14 protein-coding genes, 2 tRNA genes and 1 pseudogene are annotated in these 17,018 nt (G+C 76.2%); 5 read left to right on the top strand and 12 right to left on the bottom strand.

From position 1 onward, the window contains the following. Positions 1 to 85: 85 nt before the first annotated feature. The 3 genes from ACZ7KX_RS27930 to ACZ7KX_RS27920 all read right to left on the bottom strand — a co-directional run bounded on the left by ACZ7KX_RS27930 (position 86) and on the right by ACZ7KX_RS27920 (position 1,323). Positions 86 to 159: transfer RNA gene (locus tag ACZ7KX_RS27930), tRNA-Lys, on the bottom strand. A gap of 68 nt (positions 160 to 227) precedes the next feature. Beyond that, the gene (locus tag ACZ7KX_RS27925) at positions 228 to 785 is read right to left on the bottom strand and encodes a bifunctional DNA primase/polymerase (RefSeq protein ID WP_470328863.1); all 558 of its coding nucleotides are present in this window, start codon (positions 783 to 785) and stop codon (positions 228 to 230) included. A 181-nt stretch (positions 786 to 966) separates the two neighbouring features. Next, a complete protein-coding gene (locus ACZ7KX_RS27920) occupies positions 967 to 1,323 on the bottom strand; it encodes a hypothetical protein (protein ID WP_470328862.1) in 357 nt (118 codons plus the stop codon). A gap of 244 nt (positions 1,324 to 1,567) precedes the next feature. Between ACZ7KX_RS27920 and ACZ7KX_RS27915 the strand changes: the two genes are divergently transcribed. Continuing rightward, positions 1,568 to 1,888, top strand: a complete 321-nt coding sequence (locus tag ACZ7KX_RS27915; RefSeq protein ID WP_470328861.1) for a hypothetical protein — start codon at positions 1,568 to 1,570, stop codon at positions 1,886 to 1,888. A gap of 53 nt (positions 1,889 to 1,941) precedes the next feature. Here ACZ7KX_RS27915 and ACZ7KX_RS27910 read toward each other — a convergent pair whose 3' ends face one another. From ACZ7KX_RS27910 to ACZ7KX_RS27900, 3 genes are read right to left on the bottom strand one after another with little or no spacing between them, the layout of a single operon-like run. Next, on the bottom strand, positions 1,942 to 3,333 hold the full coding sequence (locus ACZ7KX_RS27910; RefSeq protein ID WP_470328860.1) for an AAA family ATPase: 1,392 nt from the start codon (positions 3,331 to 3,333) through the stop codon (positions 1,942 to 1,944). Further along, positions 3,333 to 4,958, bottom strand: a complete 1,626-nt coding sequence (locus tag ACZ7KX_RS27905; protein ID WP_470328859.1) for a hypothetical protein — start codon at positions 4,956 to 4,958, stop codon at positions 3,333 to 3,335. Before ACZ7KX_RS27905 ends, ACZ7KX_RS27910 begins: the two co-directional genes overlap by 1 nt. Beyond that, positions 4,955 to 6,187: a hypothetical protein gene (locus tag ACZ7KX_RS27900; RefSeq protein ID WP_470328858.1), complete on the bottom strand. Its 1,233-nt coding sequence runs from the start codon at positions 6,185 to 6,187 to the stop codon at positions 4,955 to 4,957. Before ACZ7KX_RS27900 ends, ACZ7KX_RS27905 begins: the two co-directional genes overlap by 4 nt. Positions 6,188 to 6,430: 243 nt before the next feature. Between ACZ7KX_RS27900 and ACZ7KX_RS27895 the strand changes: the two genes are divergently transcribed. Then, positions 6,431 to 7,087, top strand: a complete 657-nt coding sequence (locus ACZ7KX_RS27895; protein WP_470328857.1) for a histidine phosphatase family protein — start codon at positions 6,431 to 6,433, stop codon at positions 7,085 to 7,087. Positions 7,088 to 7,130: 43 nt separating this feature from the next. Here ACZ7KX_RS27895 and ACZ7KX_RS27890 read toward each other — a convergent pair whose 3' ends face one another. Further along, the gene (locus tag ACZ7KX_RS27890) at positions 7,131 to 8,753 is read right to left on the bottom strand and encodes a tetratricopeptide repeat protein (RefSeq protein WP_470328856.1); all 1,623 of its coding nucleotides are present in this window, start codon (positions 8,751 to 8,753) and stop codon (positions 7,131 to 7,133) included. 263 nt (positions 8,754 to 9,016) lie between these two features. On the opposite strand from ACZ7KX_RS27890, the gene ACZ7KX_RS27885 reads away from it, so the two are divergent. Next, positions 9,017 to 9,526, top strand: a complete 510-nt coding sequence (locus tag ACZ7KX_RS27885; RefSeq protein ID WP_470328855.1) for a hypothetical protein — start codon at positions 9,017 to 9,019, stop codon at positions 9,524 to 9,526. Positions 9,527 to 9,742: 216 nt separating this feature from the next. Beyond that, positions 9,743 to 10,648 carry a spermidine synthase gene (locus ACZ7KX_RS27880; protein ID WP_470328854.1) on the top strand — a complete coding sequence of 302 codons (906 nt, stop codon included), beginning with the start codon at positions 9,743 to 9,745 and terminating at the stop codon, positions 10,646 to 10,648. A gap of 145 nt (positions 10,649 to 10,793) precedes the next feature. On the opposite strand, the gene ACZ7KX_RS27875 is transcribed toward ACZ7KX_RS27880, so the two are convergent. The 5 genes and pseudogenes from ACZ7KX_RS27875 to ACZ7KX_RS27855 all read right to left on the bottom strand — a co-directional run. Continuing rightward, the gene (locus tag ACZ7KX_RS27875) at positions 10,794 to 11,708 is read right to left on the bottom strand and encodes a hypothetical protein (protein WP_470328853.1); all 915 of its coding nucleotides are present in this window, start codon (positions 11,706 to 11,708) and stop codon (positions 10,794 to 10,796) included. A gap of 110 nt (positions 11,709 to 11,818) precedes the next feature. Continuing rightward, entirely contained in the window at positions 11,819 to 12,265 is a 447-nt protein-coding gene (locus ACZ7KX_RS27870; protein WP_470328852.1) for a DUF4442 domain-containing protein, read from the bottom strand. Between the two features lie 147 nt (positions 12,266 to 12,412). Continuing rightward, a tRNA-His gene (locus ACZ7KX_RS27865) sits at positions 12,413 to 12,488 on the bottom strand. A gap of 169 nt (positions 12,489 to 12,657) precedes the next feature. Next, entirely contained in the window at positions 12,658 to 13,260 is a 603-nt protein-coding gene (gene orn / locus ACZ7KX_RS27860; RefSeq protein WP_350628681.1) for an oligoribonuclease, read from the bottom strand. A gap of 865 nt (positions 13,261 to 14,125) precedes the next feature. Beyond that, a pseudogene (locus ACZ7KX_RS27855) lies at positions 14,126 to 15,128 on the bottom strand (helix-turn-helix domain-containing protein); the annotation flags it as partial. A gap of 1,085 nt (positions 15,129 to 16,213) precedes the next feature. Between ACZ7KX_RS27855 and ACZ7KX_RS27850 the strand changes: the two are divergent. Then, positions 16,214 to 17,014: a GNAT family N-acetyltransferase gene (locus ACZ7KX_RS27850; RefSeq protein WP_470328851.1), complete on the top strand. Its 801-nt coding sequence runs from the start codon at positions 16,214 to 16,216 to the stop codon at positions 17,012 to 17,014. Positions 17,015 to 17,018 lie beyond the last annotated feature (4 nt).

Genomic DNA, 17,018 nt, shown 5'->3' with positions numbered 1-17,018 from the left:
GACCCGGTAACGGGCCCGGAACCGGCGACGGCCCCGGAAACGCCGGAAGGCCCTTCGCTTTCGCGAAGGGCCTTCCGGCTGTCTGTGCGCCGCCAGGGACTCGAACCCCGGACCCGCTGATTAAGAGTCAGCTGCTCTAACCAACTGAGCTAGCGGCGCCTGCTGACAGAGAAGACTCTAGCAGCGCCGCGCGTCCGAGCCAAAATCGAATACCGGTCGCCCGGCGTTCATCCGCCGGTCACGACGGCCGCCCCGGCGGGGACCGGCGCGCCCGGCTCGCGCGCCGCCCGGACGCAGGCCCACAGCACCACCGAGGCGCCCGGCAGCCAGGGCTCCCGGTCCTCCGGTGCGACGATCCACCGGCCGGCGCCGTGGCCGGGGGAGTCCGGGCTGTTCACCATGCGCTGCATCGGCGGCACGGTCACCGCGTCACCCTTGCCGTGGCAGAGCAGCGGCGGCACGTCCCGGGCCCACTCCTCCCAGGCCAGCAGCCGGCGCAGCCGGGGCGCCGCGCCCGGCTGGACGAACAGCAGGGTCCGCCCCCGGTAGGCCGCGACCGGCCCGCAGCCCGGACCGGAGGCCCACAGCTCGTCCAGCACCCGGCGGCCGAACAGGGCCGGCATGCTGATCACGTCGAAGGCGCGCCCGCAGGGCAGTACCGAGGGCGCCCACGGGCGGGTCTCCCAGAGGGCGCGCATGCTGCGCGGGTACTCGCTGGCGGAGGCGAGCCAGGCCTCCCCGGCCACGCTGACGTACTCCACCGACTGATGCGTCCAGATGTCCACGCACAGCAGCCTGCGCCGTGCGCGCCGCCGGCAGGGCGGAAAGCCCCGTTCGCCGGACAGCGCGGCGGGGGACGGCGTACCCTTCCCGCCGCGCATATGCCAGCGGCCCGTGTCCGGGCGTGATGCGCGGGGCGCGGCGCACCGGACGCGGGCCGCTGGGCAGGGGAACTCCGGGGAGCGCTCAGTCCTCGTGGCGGCGCGGCTGGAGCAGCGTGCGGCCGTACTCGATCATCTTGGTGGCGTAGTCCGGGGTCCAGTCCGCCCGCGCGGCGATCTCGGCGTCCGACAGGGCGTCGAACCGGCGCGGGTCGGCGAGCTGGGCGGCGGCGACGGCCTGGAAGTCGGTGGCCCGCTCGGCCGCCGCCCGGAAGGCCAGGGCCAGCTCGGTGGAGCGGCGCAGCAGCTCCGCCGGGTCCTCGATCGACTCCAGGTCGAAGAATCGTTCCGGCTCCGGTTCGGCGGACTGCGGCTCGAACAGCAGCTGCGCCGGACGCACGCGCCTGGTGGGCTCGGTCGACTCTGCAGGGGAGTCGGGCATGGACGGACACCTCCGGGGTCTCGGTGGGGCGGGCAGAGAGCTGCTCCGGGCTGCGCCGCCCGGGTTGTGGCCGTCGTCCATTGTCTCGCGGCGAGGGCCGGTAGCGGAACGGTGCGCGTGCGGGCGCTATTCCCCGGCGCGCGCCGCAGGCGTGCTCCGAGTGCCGCGCATCCGGATCGCGTGCGAACCGGTTGTGCCGGTGCGGTTCCGTGTAGTCCAGTCACCCACAGATCGGGGAGATCCCATGCACGTGCGGACGATCCTGCGCTTCGTCCTGCCCTTCGGCGCCCTGTCGGCCGCCTCCGCCCTCGGCCTGGCCGCGGCGGCGCCGGCCGTCGCCGCCGAGACGGCGGTGGTCGTGCAGGGCGGGGTGAGCGCCCCGGGCGGCCTGTCGCAGGCGACCTGCCCCAGCGGCACCCACCTGACCGGCGGCGGCTACCAGCTGCCGGCCGGGACGCACGACACCGTCACTTACAACGGCCCGTCCCAGGACGCCCGCAGCTGGTACGCGCAGGCCGACCACACGGCCGTCAAGGCCTTCGCGGTCTGCGAGACCGAGGACTGACCGGGGGCCCCGGCCCCGGCCCCGGCGCCGATGCCCCGGACGGAGCCGGGCCGCTACCGCAGGCGGACCCGGTGGCCGGCCAGGTGGTGCAGCACCTCGTGGTTGGCCTCCCAGCCGTCCGGGAACGCCACCGGCACCCCCAACTGCACCGGCTCGGTGGCCGGGTGCTCGTCCAGCAGCTCGGCGATCCCGGCCCGGGCCACCACGATGCAGGCGTGCCGGTGCCGGGAGGCGAGCACGCAGAGCCGTCCGGTCTCCAGGTGGAAGGCGGTCGCGTCGGGGCGGCCGGAGAGCGGGTGCAGCACCACGGTGACGTCGTACTCCCGGCCCTGCAGCCGGTTGGCGGTGTCCACCGTGACGGCGGGCCCGGCCGTGCCGTCCACCGGGACGCCGACCTTGAGCAGGGCCGCGCGCACCGCCGCCGCCTGGTCCCGGTGGGCGGTGCCGACGGCGATCCGGTCCGCGGTGAGCGGCGCGTCGCCCTGCTCGGAGTGCGCCGTCAGCCCGCGCTCCAGCAGCCGGCGCACCGTCGCCGCGACCGCGGCGACGGCCTGCGGGTCGGTCCGGACGGTGTGCCGGGCGGGCAGCTCCAGCAGCGCCCAGCCGTGCTCGGCGGCCCGGTCGATCGCCGCGTCCAGCGCCGAGCCGTCGGGACGGACGGTGCCGGTCAGCCGACGGTCGTCCGGGCCGGTGCCGGAGCGGAACGGGGTGTACGGGTAGAAGGCCCGGGAGATCAGCGGCGCCGCGCTGGCGGGCAGCCGCCAGGAGACCGGCAGCCGGTGCGGCTCGATCTGCGGGTTGTGCGCCAGCATGGTGACGACGGCGCTGCCGGACGGGTCGTACGACAGACCGGCCCACTGCTCGGTGCCGACCACGGTGAACGGGTCCAGCTGGCCCGGGTCGCCGACGAACAGCGCCCGCTCGAACAGCCGGGCCACCGCGAGCAGGGCGTCCGAGCGCATCTGGTACGCCTCGTCGACGATCGCGTGCCGCCACGGCGCCTCGGCCCGCACCCACTGCCACTTGGCCGAGGTGGAGATCACCACGTCGTGCTCGACCAGGTCGGCGATCTTGTCCGAGGGCGTGACCCCGGCGTGCTTCAGGACCTCCGGGCCCGGACGGGAGTCCGCCGCGTGCAGCCGGCCGATCGTCAGGTCCGGCGCCTTCTCGGCCAGTCGGCCGACCAGGTCGTCCACCTGGCCGTTGGTCTGGGCGACGATCATCAGCCGCTCGCCGGCCTCGACCAGCTCGCGGGCGGCCCGCACCACGAGCGTCGACTTCCCGGCGCCGGGCGGCGAGTCCACCACCACGCCGCGCGGGGCGCCGGCCGGCGGGCGGACGGTCGCGGCCAGGATCCCGGCCACGGCCGCGTCAGCGGCCGCTCCCGGGGCCTGGTCGGGGTCCGGCCGGCCGTGCCGGTCCGGCTGGGGGGTCGAGGCGGTCATCACTCCCACTCCTCGGAGGCGGTCGCGGCGGGTACGGGCGGTGCGGCGCCGGGCGGGCCGCCGTGCGTCCAGGGGGTGTCGTCCGGCTCGGGCAGCGGCGCGGACTGGCGGACCGTCAACTCGAACAGGGTGAAGGTGACCGGCTCGCCGGGCTCGGGCAGGCTGCCCGGCTCCGGCTCCTTCCTGCGGCCCATGCCGGACAGCACCCGCAGCGTGATGGTGCCCTCGGCGGTGTCGACCGCCACGATCTCGGCCTTCTGCGCGGCCGGGCTCCCCGACTCCGGCCGGGGGGAGCCCCACACCCGGTGCACCTCCCGGCCGAGGTCCGCGTGCGGGCGGTCGGCGGTGCGCAGGGTGACCAGCGGGCGGGGCTTGGGGGAGCGGCCGGTCGTGTCCCAGTCCGGCACCACCTCCGTCACCTCGCCACTGAACGCCTCGCCGGCCAGCCGGTGTTCGGCCATCGCCAGCGGGTCGTCCAGCGCCTCCTGGACGTCCAGCCGGGCCTGCTCGCGCTCGCGCTGGGCGAGCTTGCGGGCGGCGGTGACGGCGTCGTCCTGCCGGGGCTGCGGGGGCTCGCCGGCCGCCAGGCGGTCCCGGTGGCCGGTGTACGACCAGCGGTCGCCCGTCCAGCGCTCTTCCAGGTGGCCGCCCGGCGGCAGGCCGCGCAGCAGGTCCAGGCCCTGCCAGACGTCCCGCCAGGTCGGCAGCAGGACGGCCGTCAGCACCTCCTCCAGCTGCCCGACCGCGGCCCGCACCGCTGCCCGGGCGCGCTCGGCGGCGTCCTCGTCGTGCTGCTCGGTGCTGTGCCGCAGGGCGCCCACGGCGGAGTCGTAGCGGGCGATCGCCGGGGCGAGCACGGCCTCGTCGAAGCGGGGGTCGGTGGCCGGGCCGGCCGGCGGGTGCAGCAGCTGCCCGTGCTCGTCCCGCGCGGACTCGGCCAGCTCGGCGGCCCCGGCGCCGGTCAGGCCGGGCGGCGGGCGGTGCCACGCCAGCCGGGCCGCCAGGTGCTGGTCCTCCAGGTGGCTCTGGCCGGTGGCCCAGTGCCGCGCCAGCAGACCGGTCATCGGCAGCAGCATGCTGGAGCCGGGCACCTGGGCGCGCTCGCTGAGGTGGGTCAGCCAGCGGCCCAGCAGCGGCACCCGGACCGGGGCCGGGTAGGGGCCCGGCTCGTCGTCCTCGACGGTGCGGCGGAAGCGGGTCGAACGGCCGATCAGGGCGAGGTGGTGGATCCCCGCGCCGTTCGGCACGACCAGCTGCGGGGCGTCCGCGCACAGCTCGCGGAACACCTGGGTCTTCTCGCCGGTCTCCGGGTCCTTCTCGGAGCCCTCGATCTGCTCGACGTCGTCGGCGAAGGACTCCAGGTAGGGCAGCAGGTCGGCGGCCAGCTCGGCCAGGAAGTCGAACCGCAGGGTGCGGTTGAGCGGCTGCGGCACCAGGTGCAGCCGGGGCGCGTCGCGGTCGGTGCCCAGCATCATCGCCAGCGGCGCGCCGGCCTCACCGGCGGCGGTCAGCGGGACGAGCACCATCGGGCGGTCGGACAGGTGCCGGTGCCGGACGGTGGCCAGCGGCTCGGCCCGGCCGCTGCGGACGGCCTCCAGACGGGCCAGGGTGGTGAGGAGACTCATGCCTTCCCCAGGGCTTCCGCGCGCAGGGCGGCCGCGTAGGCCAGGCGCTCGGCGGCGTCGTCCGTGCCGTCGTCCGTACCGCCTGCCCCGTCGGCGCCCGTCCCGCCGGTGCCCGCGCCGCCGCCGGTGGCGGCAGCCAGGGCCTCGGAGACCGTCCGGATGCTGCCCAGCTCGCCGCGCACGCCCCGGCCCAGCTGCTCGACCCGGTCGCCGCAGCGGGCCCGGGCCCGGCAGTGGAAGCCGAGCTCGCACGTGGAGAGGCAGTCCGGGCTGTACGCGGCGGGCACCGCCTCGACCGCGGCGACCAGCTGCTCGGCGGACCGCGCCGGCGTGCCCGCCTCGTCGGACGCCAGGTCGAAGTCCGCGTCCGGCGGCAGCGCGTCCAGCAGCCGGCCGATGCCGGTCATCCGGCTCAGCTGGCGGCGGGTGGTGGCCAGCTCTCGGCGGACGTCGACGGCGACCGCCGTCGGCCGGTTGCCGAAGTCCTTGGGGCAGACCAGCAGCACGCTCGTCCGGGGGCTGCCGGGCAGAGCCTGCTCGGTGTAGGGGTCGTCGTCCAGGGGCAGCCCGGCCGCCGAAGCCGCGGCCCGCTGGAGCGCCAGCACGTACACGGCGGCCTGGCGGGCGGCGGCGCCGACCTTGGCCGGGTCCGCGCTGCCGTCGACCACCGGGAACGACTTGATCTCGACCACCGTGCACCGACCGCCGTGCACCACGAGCGCGTCCGGCTCCAGGTAGGCGGTGCTGCCGGCCACCTCCAGACGCAGCAGCGGGTGGTCGAGCAGCGTCCAGGACTCCGGGTCGGCGGCGGCCCGGGCCAGCGCCTGCGCCGTCCGGTCGGCGCGGACCGCCGGGCCGGAGCGCTGCAGCAGGTCCGGCACCGCCAGCGGGGCGTGGCCGTCGACCGGGAGGTCGAGGTGGCGGCGGAGCGGCTCCAGCAGCGCGGCGTAGTCGTCCGCCTTCAGCCGGGACTCGAAGATCACGCCGCGGGCGATCGCGAAGGGGGACTGGCCGAAGGGGGCGGGGCGGCCGAGCCGGGCGGCCAGCGCCGACTTGTCGATCCCGGCCGCGTCGAGCACCGCACGGCGGTGACAACCCGGATTGGCCGCGAGCGCGGCGAGGGAACGGGCGTTCAGACTGCGCTGGAGGGCCGGTCCGCGCAGCTCGGCGAGCCGCTGGGCGAGCGGCTCAGCGGACCCGCCGGGCGGGACGTTCGTCGAGACGTTCATGGTGCGGCCCAGTGTCGCATCCGGGTCCGACAACGCGGTGCGGACCGGCCGCGGCGGACCGTGCGGGTGGCCTTGCGGGTGGCCTTACGGGTGGCCGGAAGCGGTGCCCCGCGACCGTTCCCACGGCTCGCGCCCCGTCCGCACCGGCCCGCGATCGTGGCCGCCGCCCGGGTGGGGGATCATGGAACCCGGTGCTCGATGGTGAGACCGACCGTTGCACCGCCCCGTTGCGAGGAGCCCCCCATGCCCGCCCGAATAGTGCTGGTCCGCCACGGCGAGACCGAGTGGTCCGCCACCGGCCGTCACACCGGCCGCACCGACATCCCGCTGACCGACGAGGGCCGCGCGATGGCCCGGGCCCTCGGTGCCCGCCTCGCCCGGGCCCCCTGGGACGGCCTGCCGGACGCGCTCGTCTACACCAGCCCGCTCGGCCGCGCCAAGGAGACCTGCGCCCTGGCCGGCTTCGGCGACCGCGCGGTGGAGCGCCCCGAGCTGATGGAGTGGGACTACGGCCACTACGAGGGCCGCACCGGCGCGGACATCCGGGCCACCGACCACCCCGGCTGGCTGATCTGGCGGGACGGCGTGCCCGGCGGCGAGAAGCTGTCCGAGGTGGCCGCCCGGGTGGACGACTTCCTCGCCGGCCTCCACCAGGAGCACGGCGTCCCCGAGCCGGACACCACCGTGATGCACTGCGCCGACCGGGACGTCGTCCTGTTCGCGCACGGCCACCTGCTGCGCATCCTGGCCGCCCGCTGGCTGGGCCTGCCGCCCGAGTTCGCGCAGCGGTTCAAGCTCGGTACGGCGGCGCTGTGTGTGCTGTCCTGGGAGTACGGCGCCCCGGCCGTGGAGATCTGGAACGACCTCTCCCACCTGGACGCCCTGAACGCCGGGCACTGACGCCCGGCCGCACCCCCGCCCCCGGCGGCCGCCGCAGCTCCGGCTAGGCGGCCGCCGCCCGGTCGTACTCGGCCAGGAACCGCCGCACCTCGGGCACCGCGGCGTGCGGGCGCAGCCGTCCCGCCGTGTCCGCCAGCATGCTCCGGATCCGGGCCGAGCGGACGTCCGCGAACAGCGCGACGGCGGACGAGCCGTGGTGCGCCGCGCCGGCCAGGTCCCCCCGGCCCAGGCGGTCGTGGGCCAGCTCGGCGGTGTACAGCACCCGGTTGCGCAGGAAGTGCGGCTCCTGCAGCGTCATGGCCAGCCCGGCCTGCTCGCTGGCGCGGTCCCAGTCGCCGAGGGCGGACCAGCACTGCGACTGGAGGCCGGCGATCTCGGCCTCGCCGAAGAAGGACATCCACTCCGGATCGGCCTCGGAGCGACCGCGGCCGAACAGCGCGTACGCGCGGCCGAGTGCGCGTTCGCAGGCGGCGCGGTCCTGCAGCAGTGCCCAGGCGCCGGCCTCGCGCATCGCCAGCAGTGCGAGCAGTCGCTCGGAGCCCAGGCCCCGGGCGGCGACCTGCCCGGCCTGCGCGGCGCGCAGCGCCTCCCGGGGGCGGCCGGCGTCCCGGGCGAGGAAGGCGCTGTTGCAGAAGACGTGCGCCTCCAATGCGGAGTCCCCGGCCATCCGGGCGGTGGCCAGCGCCTCGGAGTAGAACGAGCGGGCGTCCGCGAGCCGGTTCGAGTCGTGTGCCAACCACCCTACCGAGATGGCGAGTTCGCCGGCCCCGGCCTGCAGCCGGCGTTCCGTCGCGGCGCTGTACTCGCCCTCGTTGAGCAGGACGTACGCGTTGCGCAGCGACTGCCCGGCGAGCTCGTAGAGGGCGTCGGCGCCGTGCGCGTCGTCGGCCAACCGGATGTCCCGGACGGCCTGTTCGACACCGAACACCTCGGCGGCGCCGACCCGGCGCAGCGGCGGCACCGGCCCGGGCCGGCCGGGCACCGGCGGGTCGGCCGACAGCAGCGACGGCGCGGCGAACTCCGCACCGGGAAGGGCACCTCGGCCGGTGAGGACACCGGAGGCGCCGTCGGTACCGGCCGGCCGACCGGTGGCCGTGGCCGGCCGGTCGATGCCGATCACGGCGGCCAGCGCGGTGGTGCCGCTGGCCAGGAACGTACGGCGACGCACGTCGTCGTTCTCCTCGTCGAGATAGGGCGATCCATCGGGCCCCCGGGGCACCGCGCCGGGACTCGGCCAGGGGGGGCCTTCCGGGGCGGTTGGATCCGCGTACGGCGAGGCAGCGTACGGGAGTTGAGTGGAGAGTGGTGAGCGCGGGGCGGGCAGGGGCGGGAACGGCGGGTGGAGCGGAGGCGGCTCGGCCCGCCCGGCGCCGCCGTCCGCCGAGCGGCGGCGGACGGCGGTCCGGGGGGCGAAGCCGAGGTCGCCGAGCGTGCTGCCCGGCCACATGTGCCGGAAGACCCGCTCGTAGGCGTAGTTGGGGCAGCGGATCTCACCGGACTCGACCCGTCCGACGTAGCGGGCGTCGCAGGAGACGTGCTCGCCGATCTCGCGGGCCGCCCGGCGCACCGCCATGGCGAACTCGCCGGGAGAGCGGTCGCCGCGCAGCGCGCGCATCACGGTGTTGGGGGACGGTCGGTTCGGCTCGGCCGGTGGGGTGGCTGCCATGGCGCCGAGAGTACTCGGAGTCACCGACCGGACACATGGGGTTCGCGGGAGATATGAGGGCAATCCCGGGCAGAGCGGGCGATGTTGCGGGATATCTGCCATGAAATGCCATGCCTTGCTGTAAGGCGCCCCGTGGCCTGGAGTGCATCCCCGGCGTTGTCCTGATACGTGGAAGCCCAGGCCGTCGCCCCGGCCCGTCCCAGCCCGGTGGCCCCTCCGGGCGGCGGTGCTTCCGGATCCGACGAGGTACAGGAGGGCCCGTGATGGCCACCGGACTGCCGCAGCACCGACCCGTCGGCGGGGGCGTGATCGCCGGCGCAGTCCCCGCCCTGCTGCCCGATCCCGCCGACGACCGGATCCCCGGCCGGGGTCCGGTCGAGGGCGGCCACGGCCCCCGCAGCGGCCCCCGGCGCGAGCGCCTCGCCGACGAGGGCACCCTCGTCACCGCCTGTGACACCGTGACGGTCGCCCTGCGGCACGGTCTGGAGGCCGTCGACATCCTGAGGCTGCGCCGCGCCTGCGGAGTCGTGCTGCAGAGCCGCAACGGCAGCACCGTCTCCTTCCTCGTCCCGGCCGGCACCTGGGAGACCTGGCACCTGCCCGGCAGCTCCTGTACGGCCGGCGCCCTCGTTCCCTCCGCCACCGACCCGCGCTGGGTGATCCCGCCCGCCGGCTCCGGCCCCGCCGCCCGCCCGACCGACGCCTGGGTGCTCCGCTCCGCCCTCTGCGAGGCCGCCTGCACGCTCACCGCAGGCGGCCTCGGCCCGTTCTAGCGGCCGTGCCGCGCGGATCCCGCCGGGCCGCGAGCACCGCTCGCCCCTCCGGCCCGATCCCCGTGGCACGGCCCTGACCGGCGGGTGTGCCCTCTCGGCGGCGGCGCTTCCCCTGCGCTTGCAGGGGGCGGCGGCACCGCCTTCCGGCCTGCGGCGGCACCACCCTCCTGGCCTGCTGCGGCACCACCCTCCTGGCCTGCGGCGATAATGGCCGACATGGGACGAAGCAGTAGGGCCGCGGGTGGCGGCGAGGCGGCGGCCACGACCGGCGCGGGTGGCCGCACCCACGCCCAGGGGCCGCTCACCCGCCCCGTCGGGTCCGGGCTGGCCGAGCTGCGGCCCGACCGCGACCGCCCCGCCGCGTGGTCGCTGCTGATCGACGGCGCCCCGCAGTCCATGGTCGACCTCGCCGATCCCACCCACCTCGGCTTCGAGTACCAGCGGCGGCTCGGGCACCTGATCGACCTGGTCGCCGCGCCGGGCCGCCCGTTGACCGTCCTGCACCTGGGCGGCGGCGCCCTCACCCTGGCCCGGTACGTCGCCGCCACCCGGCCGCGTTCCCGCCAGCAGGTCGCCGAGATCGACACCGCGCTGACCGAACTCGTCCGCGCCGAACTGCCGTTGGACCGCGGCTGGCAGATCAAGGTGCGCGGCGGGGACGCCCGCAGCGTGCTGGAGCGCACCCCCGAGGGCACCGTCGACCTGGTCATCACCGACGTGTTCTCCGGTGCCCGAACCCCGGCCCACTGCACCACCGTCGAGTTCACCACCCTCGCCGCCCGCGCCCTGGCCCCCGGCGGCTGGTACTCCGCGAACATCGCCGACGGCGGCGCCCTCCCCTTCGCCCGGTCCCAAGTGGCCACCCTCGGCGCGGTCTTCCCCGAACTCTGCCTGATCGCCGACCCGGCCGTGCTGCGGGGCAAGCGCTTCGGCAACCTCGTCCTGGCCGCCGCCCACACCCCCCTCCCGGTCGCCGACCTCACCCGCCGCGCCGCCTCCGACCCCGCTCACGCCCGGGTCGAACACGGCCGCGGCCTCACCGACTTCGCCGCCGGAGCCGCGCCGGCGACGGACGCCACGGCCGCGCCGTCCCCGGAACCGCCGCCGGGCGTCTTCCGCTGACGGCGGGCGGGCGCCGTCCCGCCCCGTTGGGCCGTCGAGCCCCGCCGTGCCGGGTACCGCGCCTCGGCAGCTGCTCCCGTGCGCCCCGGTCCCGGGTGCGAACTCCCTTCGACGGCGGCGGAAGCCGCCAGGTCGGGGCGCCCCGCTAGTGGCCGCGCGGCAGCCCGCGGTGCTTGCACATGGCCGCCCCGGTGAGCAGCAGCCCGGCGGCGATGGGGGCGAGTACGGCGGTCGCGGTGGCGGAACCGTGGTGCACGGGGGTCACCGTGGCGGTGTCGGCGATGGCGAGGGTCTCGGGCGTTCGGCCGGCGCCCGGTGCGGCAGGGGCAGCGGGGGCCGGCGTCGCGTCACGGTCGGTGGAGGCCCCGGTCGCCGGGTCGGTCTCGGAGGCTTCCAGGACGGGTGGGGTGTCCGCGTCCTCGCGCTGCCGCGGCACGGTGGAGCGGGTGGCGCCGGGGTGCGTCTCGGCGGAGGGCGGGGCCGCGGGCTCGCCGTCGCGGACGGCGCGGGCCTCGGCCGGGTCGGCCTGGGCGGGGTCGGTGTCGAGCAGGCCGGAGGCGAGCGCGAAGGCGTCGGGGACGGCCGCCCGCTGGCCGGGGAGGGGCAGTCCGCCGGCCCGGATCCGATCCCGCAGGCTGCCGCCGGACGTTCCGGCGGCCCCGCGGGCCGAGCCGTCGGCGGGGTCCCCGAGGGGACCGGGGGAGCGGCGCGGTGCCTCGCCCGCCGACGGTCCCTGCCCGACGGGGCGTTCGGCTGACTGCCCGTCGAGTGCGGGGGCGCCGGGTGCGGCCGCGTCGAGCGTCGGTGCGTCGAGGGCCGGTGCGTCGAGGGCCGGTGCGCCGTGCGGGACGCGGCGGACGGCGGGTCGGACCGGTTCCGGCAGCGGGTCGGCGGACGCCGCGTACGCTCCGGCCACGCCGAGGCCCCAGAGCTGTGCGAGCAGGGCTCCGGCGGCCGCCACCGCGCGGGGGCGGGGCAGCCACCGCGCGATCCCGCCGCGGGCTCCGGCGACGCCGTGGGGGGCGGGTTCCCGGGGCTCGGTCGCGTGATTGGCTCGCACGTGAGTTGAGAACGAGCGGACGGGCGGTGAGGTCACGCCCGTCGTCACGGACAGTCATCGCGCGAGCGGCCCCGGGCCGGCGTTCCCCGGGGCCACCGACCGCGCGGCGGTCAGGAGTTGGGACGCAGGGTCCAGGTGACCGTCATCACACCGGTGACGGCGCCGTCGGCGCGGGTGATCTCGACGGTGACCGGGAACTCCGGGCGGTCGCCGGCGTCCAGCTCGGCGACGATCTCGGCGGCCGGACGGCCGAGCACGGCGGTGGCGGTGACCTCACCCATGGCGAGCTTCTTGTACGCGATCTCGGCGTTCACGGCCAGCGGCACGGCGCGGGACAGCTGGTCGCCGAAGGCGGCGAGCACGATGCAGCCGCTGGCGGACTCGGCGAGCGTGAACATCGCGCCGGCGTGCGGGCCGCCGACGTGGTTGTGGAACTCGGGCTGGTCGGGCAGCCGGAGCACGGCGCGCTCCGGGGTGGTCTCCAGGTACTCAAGCTTCAGGGTGTGCGCCATCGGCACGGTGGCGTCGAGCATCTGGCCGATCTCAGGTGTGGTCATGGCGACGATGTTACTAGCCGGTAGCTTCCGGCGGCAGGGGCCGATCGGAAAAGCCGGGCCACCGGGCGCAATTGAAGGGGCGCGAGATCGGGGAACGCGAAAACGCCCGAGGGGCCGATCTCTTGAAGAGATCGGCCCCTCGGGCTCTGGGGTGAGTGACGGGACTCGAACCCGCGGCCACCTGGACCACAACCAGGTGCTCTACCAACTGAGCTACACCCACCATCTGTCCGGTTCGTTCCCGCTCTCGCGTTCCCGTTCCGACAGGAAGAACTCTACAGGATCCGAGAGGGTGCTCGCGCCAGGGTTCCGTTCCGGCGGACGCGGCACCCCCGCGGACCCCGATCCGGGCCGCCGCCAGGTGCTCCCGGGTGCTCCGGGGTGCTCCCGGGTCAGCTCGTGGGGGCCTGGTACTTCGCGGCGATGGTCCGCGCGGTGTCGGCGTCCGGGCCGGGCTGGGGGACGAACACGGCCTCGCGGTAGTACCGCAGTTCGTCGATGCTCTCCCGGATGTCGGCGAGCGCCCGGTGGTTGCCGCCCTTCTGCGGGCTGTTGTAGTACGCCTTCGGGTACCAGCGGCGGGCCAGCTCCTTGATCGAGGAGACGTCCACGATCCGGTAGTGCAGGTGCTTCTCCAGGGCCGGCATGTCCCGGGCCAGGAAGCCGCGGTCGGTGGCCACCGAGTTGCCGCACAGCGGCGTCTTCCCGGCCTCCGGCGCGTGCTCGCGCACGTACGCGAGGACCCGCTCCTCGGCCTCGGCCAGGGTCACCCCCTGCTCCAGCTCCTCCAGCAGGCCGGAGGCGGTGTGCATCGCGCGCACCACCTCCGGCATGTTCGCCAGGGCCTCCGCCGGCGGCCGGATGATGACGTCCACGCCCTCGCCGAGGACGTTCAGCTCGGAGTCCGTCACCAGCACCGCGACCTCGACCAGGGCGTCCCGGTCGAGGTCGAGGCCGGTCATTTCACAGTCGATCCATACCAAACGGTCATTCACGCAACTCACCCTACGGCGCGATCACGCGCCGCGGGGACCGGTGGAGCCGAGCGGGGTGCCGGAGCGCAGCCTTCGGCCTGGTGCTCCTCCGTCCCGCCGTGCGCGCCGCGGCCGTCCGCGTGCTCGCCCTCCCGGCCGGTGCGGACGGCGTGTCCGTCCCGTCCGGCACGGGCCTCGCGCGCCGTCCGGGCACCGTCGGCCGCGGGCCGACCGCCCTGGGAGCGGACCTGCGGCGCCCGTGCCTGCCGGCCGCGGAGCTCGCCCGTCCCCGCCCCCGGCGCCGGCTGCCCGGTCGGGGCCGGCATCCGTCCGGCGGCCGCACCGTGACCGCGACCGGCCGCACCCGGCTCGTCCGCGGGCCGTTCGACCGCGCTGCGGTGCCCCTGGCCCTGACCGCGCGCCCCCGGCTGGGGCAGGCCGTCCTCGGCCGCCGCGTGCTCGGCGGTGCGCGGCGGACGTCCCGCACCCGACCCCGCCTGCGGCGGGACCAGCGGCGGCCGCACCGGACCGCGTCCCGCCGCACCCTGCTGCCCGGGGTGCGGCTGCTGCGCGGCGGTCTGGTGCGGGTACGGCTGACCGGCGCGGGCGTGGAAGGCCTGGGAGGCCGGCGTCCCGGCCTGTCCCGGACCGAACCCGACCGGCTGGCCGTGCGCACCCGGCTGACCGTGACCGACCGGCTGCCCGTGCACCGGCTGTCCGTGCGGACCGACGGGCACTGCCCCCGGCGCGAACGGCTGTGCCGACGGCCCGCCGTGCGCCCCGCCGAACAGCGCTCCGCCCGCCGCCGAGGAAGCGGCCGCGTGCGACAGCGCACCGGGCAGCCGCAGGTCACCGCCGTGCGCACCGGCCGCCCCGGGCGACTGCTGCCCGGGACGACGCGCCCGGTAGCTGGTCCGGTACGCGGCCGGGGACACCCCGAGCTGGCGGCGGAAGTGCCCGCGCAGCGCCACCGGCGAACGGAACCCGCACCGGCGCGCGACGTCGTCCACCGACAGCTCCGAGGTCTCCAGCAACCGCTGTGCCTGGAGCACCCGCTGGGTGATCAGCCACTGCAGCGGCGCACTGCCGGTGAGCGTGCGGAACCGCCGGTCGAAGGTGCGCCGGCTCATGTACGCGCGTGCCGCCAGCACCTCGACGTCGAACTGCTGGTTGAGGTTCTCCAGCGCCCAGGTGACCACCTCGGCCAACGGGTCGTTGCCGATCTCCTCCGGTAAAGACTGATCGATGTACTGGGCCTGTCCTCCGCCGCCTCGGCGACTGGGCACCACCAGGCGGCGGGCCAGCGCGTTGGCCGCCTCGGCGCCGTGGTCGCTGCGCACCACGTGCAGGCACAGGTCGATGCCGGCGGCGGTGCCGGCCGAGGTGAGCACGTCGCCGTCGTCGACGAAGAGCTCGCGCGGGTCGACGTGGACCCGCGGGTAGCGCTTGGCCAGGGTCGGCGCGTACATCCAGTGGGTGGTGGCCGGCCGACCGTCGAGCAGGCCGGCCGCGGCCAGGACGAATGCGCCGGTGCAGAGGCCGATGATCCGCGCGCCCTCGTGGTGGGCCTTGCGCAGGGCGGTGATGGCCTCGACCGGCGGGGGCTGGGAGATCGAGCGCCAGGCCGGTACGACGATCGTGCCGGCCCGGGCGAGGGCCTCCAGGCCGTACGGGGCTGAGAGGGTCAGGCCGCCGGTGGTCGCCAGCGGGCCCTCCTCGCCGGCGCAGACCAGCAGGCGGTAGCGGGGCACCCCGGCGTCCTGGCGGTCCACGCCGAAGACCGAGAGCGGGATGGAGCTCTCGAAGATCGGGGCGCCGCCGAAGATCAGCACCGCGACGGTCTCGCGGCGGCGTCGGCCCGACAGCTTGCGCGGCGCGGCGGCCGCCACCGCGGAGAGCGAGCCGTTCGCACCGGGTCCGCCGCCGTGGCCCAGCGGTCCGTGGCCGGGGGCGGAGCCGAGCGCGAGTCCGCCGAGCGGGCCGCCGACGGCTCCGGAGGCGCCGTTGGGGCCCGGAGCGCCGCCGGGGTGGGCGGGGTGGCCGGGATGGCCGGAGTAGGCGGGGTAGCCGGGGTGACCCGCGTAGCCCGGGTGCTCGCCGCCGTAGGCCGGGGTGTGGCTGACGAGGCCTCGGCTGACGGGCTGTCCGCCGGTCGCTTGGGCCCCGATCGGCTGGCCCCCGATCGACTGGCCGCCGACGACGACGTTCCCGCCGCTGACGGGGTGTCCGGCGGGGTGCAGGCTGCCGGTGTTCTGCCCGGGGCCGTTCTGCCCAGGGCCGTTCTGTCCGGAGCTGCTCTGCCCGGCGAACGGGGGCTGGCCGCCGTACGGTGCCGCCGCGCCGTGCTCGGCGGCGGCCGGGTTCGCGCCCGGGCCGCCGGCGGGGGAGTTCGCTGCGGGGTGCGAGGGGTACGGGACGGCGCCCGGGGTGCGGGTGCTGGCGGCGATCGCGGAGGTGGCGGAGGTGCCGGTGCTTCTCGCGGACCGACCCGCAGTGCCGGCCACCGCCTGGCCGCTGTCAGGACCCGCGTCGCTCCTGCTCACCCTGCTCAAGGCGCTCAAGCCCCCTCGGTGGTGTGGTGTGGGTGGTGCGGCACTGCTGGCCAAGATCGAAATCTATCGGGTGGACCATTGCCGTTGTGACAAGTTCACCATCCGACGCTATGTCGACATGGCAATTTGGCGTGATGCATTCGATCACGAAGCGTGGCACCCGTCGACCCTTCTGGGAAGAGGGCCGGGGCAACGGTGGCTGGTTGTCGCGGGGCCGTTCCTGGGGTGTCCGGCCCGCGTGCGCCCGATCGGCGGGTCTGGGCTGCGGATTTGCCCAAGGGGGAGGGATCGGCGCGAAATTGACCGAAAATCGGCGGTGCACGAGAGGGCGCACGGGCACGAGTCGTGCGCCTCCCAGGCTTCATCCGGCCAAGCCTGGTGCGGCGGAACCGCTATCCGGACCGCCGGGTTACGGTCCTGCCGTGAACAGCGACAGCCGGCTCGAACGGGCCAACGACAACGCCGCCGCCTTCTGGCTCGCCCAGGCCCGGGTGCACGGCTGGCGGTCCCGCGTCCTGCCCGGCCTGACGGCCGTCCGCTGCGCCCGCACCCCGGACGACGCGCACCGCATCCTGGTGACGCGCCCCTACGCCGAACCCGGCCCGGTGGAAAAGGAGTTGGCGGACCTGTTGAGCGCGTGGTCGACCACGCACTTCACCGTGGAGGACCCGTACGGCGGGCTCGACCTCTCCCGCTTCGGGGCGACCCGGATGCCGGAGATGCCGGTGATGGTCCGGGACCCGGGCCCGGTCGAAGGTGCGGCGACCGTCCTGCCCGCGGTGTACGGGGCGCACGGGGTCGGTAGCCTGACGGCCGGTGAGGTGCTGGACGGGGACGGCTTCGCGCTGGTCGAACGCGCGATCGTGGAGGGCTTCCCGCTGCCGGCCCGCCGGCCGTGGGTGCGCGGTGAGGCGCTCCCGGAGCAGTTGCTCGGCGAACCCGGGTGGCGGGCGTGGCTCGGCCGCGTCGACGGAGCCGTCGCGGGCACCTGCCTCACCTACGACGACGGACGGGCCACCGGCGTGTACTGGGTCGCCACCCTGCCCGACTGGCGCGGCCGCGGAGTCGCCAAGGCCGTCCTGCGGACCGCGTTGGCCCACGCGCACCCGGACCGCCCGGCCACCCTGGTCGCCACCACGCTCGGCGAACCGCTCTACCGCAAGCTCGGGTTCGTCGAGCAGGCCCGAACCCGCTGGTGGAGCCGCACGTCGGCGGAGGGCTGACGGA

The organism is Kitasatospora sp. NPDC038210 (assembly GCF_055600605.1).
The sequence above is the reverse complement of the archived record's forward strand: the minus strand, read 5'-3'. Positions and strand labels throughout refer to the sequence as shown.

Coding starts and splice junctions, on each gene's coding strand:
- ACZ7KX_RS27895 (WP_470328857.1), top strand. CDS start 6,431: ATGCCCGCCCGAATAGTGCTGGTCCGCCACGGCGAGACCGAGTGGTCC.
- ACZ7KX_RS27890 (WP_470328856.1), bottom strand. CDS start 8,753: ATGGCAGCCACCCCACCGGCCGAGCCGAACCGACCGTCCCCCAACACC.
- ACZ7KX_RS27915 (WP_470328861.1), top strand. CDS start 1,568: ATGCACGTGCGGACGATCCTGCGCTTCGTCCTGCCCTTCGGCGCCCTG.
- ACZ7KX_RS27870 (WP_470328852.1), bottom strand. CDS start 12,265: ATGACCACACCTGAGATCGGCCAGATGCTCGACGCCACCGTGCCGATG.
- ACZ7KX_RS27900 (WP_470328858.1), bottom strand. CDS start 6,187: ATGAACGTCTCGACGAACGTCCCGCCCGGCGGGTCCGCTGAGCCGCTC.
- ACZ7KX_RS27905 (WP_470328859.1), bottom strand. CDS start 4,958: ATGAGTCTCCTCACCACCCTGGCCCGTCTGGAGGCCGTCCGCAGCGGC.
- ACZ7KX_RS27885 (WP_470328855.1), top strand. CDS start 9,017: ATGGCCACCGGACTGCCGCAGCACCGACCCGTCGGCGGGGGCGTGATC.
- ACZ7KX_RS27880 (WP_470328854.1), top strand. CDS start 9,743: ATGGGACGAAGCAGTAGGGCCGCGGGTGGCGGCGAGGCGGCGGCCACG.
- ACZ7KX_RS27910 (WP_470328860.1), bottom strand. CDS start 3,333: ATGACCGCCTCGACCCCCCAGCCGGACCGGCACGGCCGGCCGGACCCC.
- ACZ7KX_RS27920 (WP_470328862.1), bottom strand. CDS start 1,323: ATGCCCGACTCCCCTGCAGAGTCGACCGAGCCCACCAGGCGCGTGCGT.